The sequence below is a fragment of the Pseudoduganella rivuli genome, from assembly GCF_009674485.1.
GTDB classification, from domain to species: Bacteria; Pseudomonadota; Gammaproteobacteria; order Burkholderiales; family Burkholderiaceae_D; genus Rugamonas; species Rugamonas rivuli_B.
Genome location: NZ_WKJJ01000034.1, coordinates 48,936 through 56,095, shown reverse-complemented (window position 1 = coordinate 56,095; position 7,160 = coordinate 48,936). Strand labels below are relative to the sequence as shown.

5 protein-coding genes are annotated in these 7,160 nt (G+C 60.9%); all 5 read right to left on the bottom strand.

Annotated elements, in window-relative coordinates:
- Positions 1-612: 612 nt before the first annotated feature.
- Entirely contained in the window at positions 613-2,526 is a 1,914-nt protein-coding gene (htpG, locus tag GJ700_RS33020) for a molecular chaperone HtpG (protein ID WP_154382150.1), read from the bottom strand.
- Between the two features lie 111 nt (positions 2,527-2,637).
- Positions 2,638-3,735, bottom strand: a complete 1,098-nt coding sequence (locus GJ700_RS33015) for an HAF repeat-containing PEP-CTERM protein (RefSeq protein WP_154382148.1) — start codon at positions 3,733-3,735, stop codon at positions 2,638-2,640.
- Between the two features lie 129 nt (positions 3,736-3,864).
- Positions 3,865-5,067: a GGDEF domain-containing protein gene (locus GJ700_RS33010; RefSeq protein WP_154382146.1), complete on the bottom strand. Its 1,203-nt coding sequence runs from the start codon at positions 5,065-5,067 to the stop codon at positions 3,865-3,867.
- Positions 5,068-5,176: 109 nt separating this feature from the next.
- Positions 5,177-5,407 (bottom strand): hypothetical protein, encoded by a 231-nt coding sequence (locus tag GJ700_RS33005; protein WP_154382144.1) that lies wholly within the window; start codon positions 5,405-5,407, stop codon positions 5,177-5,179.
- The gene (locus tag GJ700_RS33000; RefSeq protein WP_154382142.1) at positions 5,408-7,105 is read right to left on the bottom strand and encodes an SH3 domain-containing protein; all 1,698 of its coding nucleotides are present in this window, start codon (positions 7,103-7,105) and stop codon (positions 5,408-5,410) included.
- Between the last annotated feature and the right edge of the window lie 55 nt (positions 7,106-7,160).

The following is a 7,160-nucleotide window of genomic DNA, read 5'->3' as shown; positions in this document are numbered from 1 at the left end:
GTCCGGGCAAATGACAAAGTTGCCCAACAAGACCGTTTATAGTTTCGCAGGCCGACCAACTCCAGACGCTAATCGACTTGATCGAGGAACGCATTTGCCTTGAAAAATTGGGAAGCCCTTATAGTGAGAATTCAGCGGGCGCCGCAGGAGATCCGCCGGAATGAAAGTTTGGGCTGCAAACGCAGATCACGTTTCGTTCCTTAATTTCATTGCACCCAGGGCGAAGTAAACTGCACCGACACCATAGAATACCGTCTGTTTCCCTACGAAAGCCGCAACAAAAAACGTGGCTCCAGCTGCAATGAACCAGTAACCGCTTCGCTTTGATTTTTTCTGATCTGACATTCGAAATATCCCCATTACGCCCAACGTGACGTAGGCGCCCAATCCGGTGCCCCCTCTCCCGACCAAAGTCCAGAGATTCCCCACCGAAGCCCAGCGCCTCTTCTTTATTATCAAATAGTTACCCCACTGTATCACACCCGAAACCTAAACCCCAACCCCACCACCAGCCGATACAAGGGACCCGATAAACAAAAAGCCGGAACCCCTCATCAGAGCCCCGGCCTTCCAAGCCAGCCTTACAACGGCCAGCCAATCAGCAATACAGCATTACTTACCCAGCAACATCTCATTAATCCGCTTAACAAACGCAGCCGGATCGCTCAGCGCCCCGCCTTCCGCCAGCAGCGCCTGGTCGAACAGAATGTGCGACCAATCCGCAAACTGCGCGCTTTCCGCATTTTCATACTTCAGGCGCGTCACCAGCGGGTGGTTCGGGTTGATTTCCAGGATAGGTTTCGATTCCGGCGCCGCCTGGCCCGCTGCTTTCAGCATGCGCAGCAGGTTGCCCGACAGTTCGTGCTCGTCCGCCACCAGGCAGGCTGGCGAATCGGTCAGGCGGAACGTCACGCGCACGTCCTTGGCTTTGTCGGCCAGCGCGCCCTTCATTTTTTCAACCAGTTCCTTGTACGAGGATTCCGTTTCCTCGTGTTCCTTTTTCTCGGCTTCGTCTTCCAGCTTGCCCAGGTCCAGGCCGCCCTTGGCGACGGAGACCAGCTCCTTGCCATCGAATTCGGTCAGGAACGACAGCATCCATTCGTCGACGCGGTCCGTCAGCAACAGCACTTCCACGCCCTTCTTGCGGAAGATTTCCAGGTGCGGGCTATTTTTCGCGGCCTTGAAGGAGTCGGCGGTGACGTAGTAAATCTTGTCCTGGCCTTCCTTCATGCGCGCCACGTAGTCGGCCAGCGCCACGTTCTGTTCTTCCGTGTCGCCCTGGGTCGACGCGAAGCGCAGCAACTTGGCCAGGCGGTCCTTGTTGGCCGCGTCTTCGCCCACGCCTTCTTTCAGCACCTGGCCGAATTCGGTCCAGAAGGTCGCGTATTTATCCTTCTTGTCCTGCTCTTCCGCGTTCGCCAGGTCTTCCAGCATGCCCAGCACGCGCTTGGTCGAGCCTTCGCGGATGGCTTTCACGTCGCGCGACTCTTGCAGGATTTCACGCGACACGTTCAGCGGCAGGTCGGCCGAATCGATCACGCCTTTGACGAAGCGCAAGTACGTTGGCATCAGTTGCTCGGCGTCGTCCATGATGAACACGCGCTTGACGTACAGCTTGATGCCGCCGCGCTTGTTGCGGTCCCACAGGTCGAACGGGGCCTTGGCCGGAATGTACAGCAGTTGCGTGTATTCGCTGCGGCCTTCCACGCGGTTGTGCGTGTAGGTCAGCGGCGCGGCGAAGTCGTGCGAGACGTGCTTGTAGAATTCCTCGTACTGTTCCGGCGTGATGTCGGACTTGCTGCGCGCCCAAAGCGCGCTGGCCTGGTTGACGGTTTCCAGTTCGTCCTTGACGACGGTTTCTTTCTTTTCCGCGTCCCACTCTTCTTTTGCCATGACGATCGGCAGCGAGATGTGGTCGGAGTATTTGCGGATGATGGATTTCAGTTTCCACGACGACAGCAGCTCATCTTCGCCTTCGCGCAGGTGCAGGATGATGTCGGTGCCGCGGTTCGGCTTGTCGATCTGTTCGACCGAGAAATCGCCCTCGCCGGCCGATTCCCAGCGCACGCCGTCAGCGGCGTCCGCGCCGGCGCGGCGGGTTTCCACGGTGATCTTGTCGGCCACGATGAAGCCGGAATAGAAGCCCACGCCGAACTGGCCGATCAGGGCGGCGTCCGCCTGCTGGTCGCCGGACAGCTTGCCAAAGAATTCCTTGGTGCCGGATTTGGCGATCGTGCCCAGGTGCGCGATGGCTTCATCGCGGCTCATGCCGATGCCGTTGTCGGAGATGGTGATCGTGCGGGCCGCCTTGTCGAAGCTGACCTTGATCTTCAGTTCGGAATCGTTGCCATACAATGCGTCATTGTTGATGGCTTCGAAACGCAGCTTGTCGGACGCGTCGGAGGCGTTCGAAATCAGTTCGCGCAGGAAGATTTCCTTGTTCGAGTACAAGGAGTGGATCATCAGTTGCAGCAGTTGTTTAACTTCTGCCTGGAAACCCATGGTTTGCTTAGCGGTGTCAGCCATTTTTACCTCAATAGTCTTATCGAATATGCCGGAGTGTTGCGAGAACCTCCGGCAGATAAGGCTGGCGCCAGTGAATTCAAGAGCTTACAAGCAATTTATTTTCAGCCTGGCTTAAGAATGGCCACGGCGGCGCCCTGCGACACACAATACCCCCAGTCCGGCCAGCAACATGCCGTAGGTGGCCGGTTCCGGAACGGGCGTCAGAATGGCGCCCACGCAAAAGCCGCTGACCTTGCAAACCTGCGTGCCGATCTGGCCCGCGTCATTGATGGCGTTCACCTGTTTCACTTGCCAGCCGCTGGCTGGGTCGAGCAACTGGTCCAGCAGCGTGACCTGGCCGTTTTGATAAATAAAACCACGGCCATCGGCCCATCCCACGACAACACCCGCCGCGTTGATGTCGGTGGCAAAGCTGTTGGTGCCGGCGCCCAGGTCGGTCATCACGCCATTCTGATAAATAAAGGCCGAATAGGTATTGCCGGCAGTCTGGCTGGCGCCCACCACCGCCTGGCTGTCGTTGATGGCGGACGCCCAGTTTTCCTTGCCGCCCAGCGTGTCCAGCGCCACCATCTGGCCACCCTGGTACAGATAGGCCCTAAATGTCCCGTCCGCCAACTGCGACCGGCCAACGATAGCACCATGGGTATTGATGTCTTCCGCAGAACTGTATCCGCCGCCAAGGGTGCCCAAATCCGTTGGATTGCCGTTAATCCAGGCGGTCGCATGGAAGGCTGGCTTAATGCTGTTGAAACTGGATAAGCCAACAACCACACCGGCATCATTGATACCGTTGGCGAACGAGGAGTCTTGGGGAGAGACGGTCTTCAGCGGCGTATAAACGCCGGTTTTGCTGTCAAAAACCTGGGCCTGGTACTTGAAGTCATCCCATAAGGTACTGTCTTCATAAGTGATGGCGGCTTGGCCGTGATTATTCATCCCGCCGATCAAGTCACGCCAGAAACCGTCGGTCTGGCGCATGGGCCGATACGTCGCGGTGGCCCCCACATAGTAATAATTGCGGCTCGACCAGCCGGCGTCATATGCACCGATGGCGTCGCCATGGTTGTTGAGCGCCTGGACGTCGTAGGAATCGAAATAGTAATTCTTGATCAGGTTGATTTGGTACGCCGGCGCGGCTTGCGCCAACGCGCCGCAGGTCAGCAAGCCCACCGCGGCAAGGGTGCGCTCTAACTTTTGGGAAATAAACATGGTAACTCTCCGGGACTGGTACGACCCGGACAGTCTAGGACAAATCCCGCAAAAATATTAACTTTTAGACTATATTTTTGTCTTTGTAATTTCGTGACATTGTGTGAATTGTGCGCGCACGATCGTCCGTTAAACTACGGTGCCCGGCACCAGCTCCGGCATGCGCGTTACCAGCGCCGCGCATTCCACCCGGTTACGCCCGCCCTGCTTGGCCGCGTAAAGCGCCGCATCGGCGCGCCGCAGCACGCTGTCAAATTCCATGTCTTCTGGCATACACACAGCCACACCAATCGACACCGTCACCGGCACCATCACTTCACCGGCAATGAAGGGCGACCCGGCCACCGCATGGCGCAAGCGTTCGCCCGCCGCCAAGACCGAATCATGGGCCACGTCGTCAAACAGCACGACGAATTCCTCACCACCCTGCCGCGCCGGCAATTCCCCTTCGCGGCACGCCAGTTCCAGCCTGGCCGCCACGTGTTTCAACGCCGCGTCGCCCACGTCGTGGCCGTAACGGTCGTTGATGGATTTGAAGTGGTCGATATCGATCACGCCCAGGCCAAAACCCCTGCCCCGCACCCGCGCCTGTTCGAAACGGGTGGCGCCGGCATCAGCCAGCGTGCGGCGGTTGGCCAGGCCAGTCAGGTAATCAGTGGAAGCGGCCCGTTCCCACTGGCGGCGGATACGCTCCGAACACATCAGCAAAAACGCCGTGGTGCCGATCACCGGCATGATGGACACCACCACCGGCGACGCCATGTTCATCCACAGGCTGCCGTCGAGGCCGGAATAATCGGGCGCCATGCCGACCGTTAAGAACCAACCCAGGCGGAACGCCACCGTCATCAGCAACACAATGAAAATGCCCGCCATCACCTGGCGGCTCCAGGCGCGGTCGCGCCGGCTTTGCAGCAGCAGGTTGTGGATGCACAGCGCCAGCAGCGCCATCCAGACCAGCGACACCACCACCATCCGCCCCATCGGGTTGGGCGCCACGCCGGCGTACCAGTACACCCCGATGACTCCGGCCGTCACGGGCGCCAGTTGCAACAGCGTGCGCGGCGTGCCGTAAAACTGGCGCAGCGCGCCCCAGTAGCAGGTGAAACCGCCCATCACCAGGCCGTTTGCCAGCGGCAGCACGAAACTGTGCGGTAAGGAGTCCTGGACCATGAACATGGTGCAGCCGCACGCGTGCAATAGCGTGCCAATGCGCCAGGTGACGGCGCTGGGGCGCAGGCTGGGCGGGAAGTCGCGGTGCATCAGGCCAAGGACGCCGCCATTGGCCATCATCATCAGCGCGCCCAGCAGGTAAACGGTGGCAGGTTCCATTCAGAAAGGATGAAGTCAGATTGGCATCAAGCCAGGAAATCCTCCTATTTTACCGTACGGGAAAATGTTGATTAAATTCAATTAGTCACTGCGCAGGCCGTCACCGCCCTCAACGCTCAGTCGAATGCTGGCGGGCCAGGTAGGCGATCAGCGCGGTTTCCGACGTGGCCTCAAATCCATCCGGCTCGGGAAAATTCCACGCCCCCTGGGCCGGCTTGGCGGACGGCATCGACAACAGGGCGGCGAACGCCGCATCGGTGGCGCGCGGATTGGCCGCCATGGTGTTGCCGGCAACCAGCGTCAATGACAGCAGCGAACAACACAGGAATCTTGTCGTCATTCAGCACCCGCATCCATAGCCAAATCCATCGCGGCCCAGCACTTTCCAGGCGCCATTGATGTTGACCAGCGCCAGCCGGTACCAGCGGTCATCGGTGAGCGTCGGCCCACTCAGGTGCCCCGGGCCATGGCCCTGCCCTTCGAACACGGCGACGTCGGTGACGCCATCGCCATCGAGGTCGAAGTGCAAATAAGTCCCCCGGACAAACCCGGTGGCGCCACGGTCCAGTTTGACCGGTGTTTCAATCACGCTGGCGCGTTCGCGCGGCAACGCCCGGGCCGTGTAAAACGCATACAGGCTGCCACGCGGGTTGTGGCCCGTCTTCACCACGGGATCGGCATTGCGCCACGTGGCGGCATCCGCATCGCCATACGCGAATCCCGGCTTCCACCCCTCGCATTCGGATTCATCGGCATCGCGCCACAGGGTTTCCTTCTTTTGCAACACACTGGCCTCGGTACGCAGGCGGCCGTCGCGAAACAGTTGCACGCGCTGCACCGGGCGCACCAGTACGGACGTGCGCGCCAGCATGTCATACAGGCCGGGCGTATTGCCGATCTCCTCACCGCTGCTTCCGGCAGCCGGTTTGATCACCGGGCGCGGCGACACCAGTTGCCGGAACACGATGCCAAAGCGGCCGCTGGCGTCTTCGGTGGATGTTTCGGGCGGCGCCAGGTCGGCCTCGCTGCGGAACAGCGACGGCTGCGGCGCAGGCAGCGCCAGCGCCCGCACCAGCCGGATCACGCGTCCCGCCCCGCCATCGTTGCCAGACGCGTCATGCAAGCCACCCCAGAGGCCGATCGGTGACTGCAACTCCTCCGCAACCGACTCCGCCCGCGCGCCGCGCTGCGCGACATCGGCAGGCGCCGCTTTGCCCTCTGACCGCAAGCGCCCCAATGCGCCACTCAAGTCCAGGTCTTGCGCCGCCTTGCGCTGCAATGCCGCCCAATCCGCATAGGGCGGCGGCTTGCGGCCATGCAGCCCCAGCGCCAGGTGGGCTTTCATTTTCTCCAGCACGTCGTCGCGCGGCCAGGGGCCATTCTGCGGAATGCCGGGCGAACGCGCCTTCAAGTATTCAACATAGCGCTCCAGTGCCGGCCAGCCCGGTTCCAGTGCAAAGGCCCGTTCCGGATCGTAATCACCCGATGGCCCATCCGAGGCGCCCCGCTCACCCCGGATAAGCGCCAGCTCGGCCGGTGTGGCAGCCAGGTAGCGGCAAGCCGTATAGCCGCTGGGGCCCTGTTCCGGCTGGATTTCGCAATAGCCGCTACCGGCGTCGGCCCGCAGCAGCTTCACCGCCGCATTCAGTGACAAGCGGCCTGCCACGGCCGCATTGGGGCTGGGTTCAGCACGCAAGGTCACGCCATTGCCGCTGATCCAGCGCTGCGCCGCACTGACGCCGTTTTCGCCCGCCCTGGGCCGTTCGATAGGTGTCGGGCTCAGGTATTTACATGCCACGTAGCCATGCCGGCCATCGCCATCCACCAGGCAAAAGCCATCAGGTTCGCCGGCTTGCAACAGCGCCAGCTCGGCGCCGCGCCCCAAGGTGCCTGTGACCGGATATTCCAGGCCAGGCCCGGCCCGCATGCGCAAATTGTCTGCCGCGACCCAGCGCTGGGAGGCGGACGCGGCCAGCGGCGCCAGCAACAGCAGGGCCGCAAAACCACGCGATGGCAACGATGAGAAGGATGGGAACATACGAACCTGGCCTCCGTGGCGTTAGATCAGTGCAGGCGATGGTAAACCGGCAAGT